The organism is Bacillus sp. GMs2/2, from assembly GCF_050172095.1.
Taxonomy (GTDB): domain Bacteria; phylum Bacillota; class Bacilli; order Bacillales; family Bacillaceae_G; genus Bacillus_A; species Bacillus_A cereus.
Window position 1 is genome coordinate 1 of sequence record NZ_JBNLYE010000474.1, and the last position, 2596, is coordinate 2596.

A 2596-nucleotide genomic window follows, 5' to 3' on the forward strand; every position below is an offset into this window, starting at 1 on the left:
CCGAAAATTCTAGTAGTTTGACTAGCATAATGAAAAGTATTATATTGTAAAAGGTCATATGAAACGTGAAATAGAATGGAATGCAATTATTGAGTTAGGAGTTAGACCAATGAGTTTGAAATATGGAAGAGATACAATTGTAGAAATTGACTTAAATGCTGTAAAACATAATGTAAAAGAATTTAAAAAACATGTAAATGATGAAGAAATTAAGATGATGGCTGCTGTAAAAGCGAATGGGTATGGCCATGGGGCAGTTGAAGTTGCCAAAGCTGCAATTGAAGCGGGAATACATCAACTTGCAGTTGCATTTGTAGATGAAGCAATAGAATTAAGAGAAGCAGGAATTACTGTACCAATTTTAATTTTAGGATACACACCAGTAGCGGCTGTAGAAGATGTAATTCAATATGACGTTATGATGACTGTTTATAGAGTAGAAGATTTACATGGTATAAATGAAATTGCAAACCGTCTTCAAAAGAAAGTACAAATTCAAGTGAAAATTGATACAGGAATGAGTCGTATCGGTTTACAAGAAGAAGAAGTTAAACCATTTTTAGAAGAATTAAACCGTATGGAGTATGTAGAGGTAGTAGGGATATTTACGCATTACTCTACGGCAGATGAAATCGATAAATCATATACGAATATGCAAACAAGTTTATTTGAAAAGGCTGTTAATACAGCGAAAGAATTAGGAATTCAAATACCATATATTCATAGTTCAAATAGTGCGGGATCAATGGAATTAAGTAACACATTTCAAAATATGGTACGCGTTGGAATAGGAGTGTACGGTATGTATCCATCAAAAGAAGTGAATCATTCAGTCGTTTCTTTACAGCCTGCGTTGTCGTTAAAATCAAAAGTAGCTCATATTAAACATGCGAAGAAGAATCGTGGTGTAAGTTATGGGAATACGTATGTAACAACTGGTGAAGAATGGATTGCGACTGTACCAATTGGTTACGCTGATGGTTATAATCGTCAATTATCTAATAAAGGCTATGCGTTAATTAACGGGGTTCGAGTACCTGTTATTGGCCGTGTTTGTATGGATCAGTTAATGTTGGATGTTTCAAAAGCGATGCCAGTACAAGTAGGAGACGAAGTAGTATTCTACGGTAAACAAGGTGAAGAAAATATCGCAGTAGAAGAAATAGCGGATATGTTAGGTACAATAAACTATGAAGTTACATGTATGCTAGATAGAAGAATTCCGCGTGTCTATAAAGAAAATGACGAAACAACTGCAGTTGTAAATATATTAAGAAAAAACTGAATCATTTCGATTCAGTTTTTTTATTCATATCAAATGCGAATATACCCTCGTTATGTAATACGGAGTAAACTTTGTGAAACACACTTTTTAGTTCATCTAAATTAAACTATCACCGGCAGAGATGACCAGTCCCGCAACAAAAATCTAATATACGAGAGTAGGGAAGAGCATCTTGTAAAACGAGGCTGGATAGGAGTATTCAACAAAATGTCCCCAATGTTTATTATAGATGTCTGCTAAAATATCATAATTAGAATAAATTGTTTTTTTAACATATGTATTCACCTAAAAATTCATTAAATTATAATAGTCATGCCTCGTGTTAATTTCAAAACCACATTGTGTATATAGTTTTAAAGCGTGGATATTTTTCGTTTCGACGTCTAACTCAATTGTTGAAACTCCTTCTGTAATAAGAGTATGTACTATATTACAAAGAATATCTTTTCCGTATCCTTTACCTTGATAAGAAGGATGAACGGCGAATCCTGATAGTGTAGTAGATTGCTCTTGTTTAGAAACTGTAATTGTTCCTATCACTTTTCCAGCAATAAGGGCACTGTAAACTTGATGGGAAGATGAATTCATCATTTTTTGTAACCATGTAGCCGTATTTTCTACTGAATCACCAAAAGCTTTACTAGAAATTTCAATAAGATCAAGAAGTGATTCTGAAGGTGCAAGAGTAAGCTGTATATTATTATCTGTTGTTTTTTGAATTTCGTTTGTTTTGAACCCCATACTATATTCACTATATAAATATGGTAACTTCATATGTTTTACAAATTCATTCCCAGAAATAGAATCCCCATTAATAATAAGAAGAGCTTCATCTGTCTCTCTATTTTGTATTTCTTTCATTGCAGTTTGTAAAAGGATAGTTCCGAAACGTTGTTTTCTAAAATGAGGATGTACAAAGCCTATTAGTTCAAGCTTTGTTGGTCTTTCGAAATCATACATATTTAAAGCGCCAATTAATTGAGTACCGTTATAAAGAAGAAAATCGTTTATATAATCTTCATTTCGATTTTTTAAAAAGTTGATATGTAAATCTGAAGAGTAATCAAGATTGTCTTGTTGCCCGCAAATATAAGCCAAATCCTTCATTTGCTGTATTTCACTTTCTGTTACATAACGCTTTTTCTGAATATCCATTGTATACTCCCTCTCATTTGTATTTAAAAATAGGATGGGTGACTTAACCATTTCTTTAATTCCACATTACCTTGCACAGATAACAGTCGGTATAAATAACGATAAGGCTGTCTATATTCTTCTAATTGAGGAATAGACATAATTGTTTCGTAACCA

2 protein-coding genes and 2 pseudogenes are annotated in these 2596 nt (G+C 32.8%); 1 reads left to right on the forward strand and 3 read right to left on the reverse strand.

Annotation, left to right across the window (positions count from 1 at the left end; genetic code table 11):
* Positions 1–109: 109 nt before the first annotated feature.
* Positions 110–1285 carry an alanine racemase gene (alr, locus tag ACQGS6_RS26210; RefSeq protein ID WP_098397490.1) on the forward strand — a complete coding sequence of 392 codons (1176 nt, stop codon included), beginning with the start codon at positions 110–112 and terminating at the stop codon, positions 1283–1285.
* 22 nt (positions 1286–1307) lie between these two features.
* Here alr and ACQGS6_RS26215 read toward each other — a convergent pair.
* The 3 genes and pseudogenes from ACQGS6_RS26215 to ACQGS6_RS26225 form a co-directional block, all read right to left on the reverse strand.
* Positions 1308–1570 (reverse strand): annotated as a pseudogene (locus tag ACQGS6_RS26215) (class I SAM-dependent methyltransferase); the annotation flags it as partial.
* Entirely contained in the window at positions 1571–2440 is an 870-nt protein-coding gene (locus ACQGS6_RS26220) for a GNAT family N-acetyltransferase (RefSeq protein ID WP_426965859.1), read from the reverse strand.
* A gap of 23 nt (positions 2441–2463) precedes the next feature.
* Positions 2464–2596: pseudogene (locus tag ACQGS6_RS26225) on the reverse strand (nitrate reductase); the annotation flags it as partial.

Excerpts from the sequence above, each read along its gene's own strand:
- alr (WP_098397490.1), top strand. The coding sequence starts at position 110 with ATGAGTTTGAAATATGGAAGAGATACAATTGTAGAAATTGACTTAAAT.
- ACQGS6_RS26220 (WP_426965859.1), bottom strand. The coding sequence starts at position 2,440 with ATGGATATTCAGAAAAAGCGTTATGTAACAGAAAGTGAAATACAGCAA.